Below are 462 nucleotides of genomic sequence, written 5' to 3' on the forward strand. Positions count from 1 at the left end.
CAACGTCACGAATACGTGATTCAGCAGCTTGTAAGTTCTCAGAAGAGTTGTCCAAGTTAGAGATTGTGTGCTCTAAACGGTTTTGGAACGCACCAAGTGAAGAACGTTGTGCTGAAACTGTTTCGATCGCGTGGTTGATTTGCTCGATCGCAGCTGCTGCCGCTTCATGACTTGTTACATCAAGAGCCGAACCAGTTGACGTACTGTTTGTTCCGTTATTTACTCCACCACCACTGAATTGAGCATTAGTTACAGCGCCATTATCAGTTAACTCACCTACTGAAGCACCAACTGTACCATCAAAATTAACTGCTCCATCTGAACCTTCTAAACCGAGAGCCGCAGCACTCATGTTGAAGATTTCAATTTCCATGCTTTGACCATGGTTTGCACCGATTTGGAAGTTAGCAGTAAATGATCCACCGCCATTAGAACCACCACTTAATAGCTTTTGAGTGTTGA

General features: G+C 44.2%; 1 protein-coding gene. It reads right to left on the minus strand.

The genetic code is table 11. The features are described 5' to 3' along the window. Positions 1-462, minus strand: a 462-nt coding sequence (locus MW695_RS22265) for a flagellin (RefSeq protein ID WP_260505968.1), incomplete at both ends; no start/stop codon positions are given.

It is taken from the genome of Halalkalibacter sp. APA_J-10(15), assembly GCF_023017105.1.
In the GTDB taxonomy this organism is placed as follows: domain Bacteria; phylum Bacillota; class Bacilli; order Bacillales; family Bacillaceae_D; genus Halalkalibacter.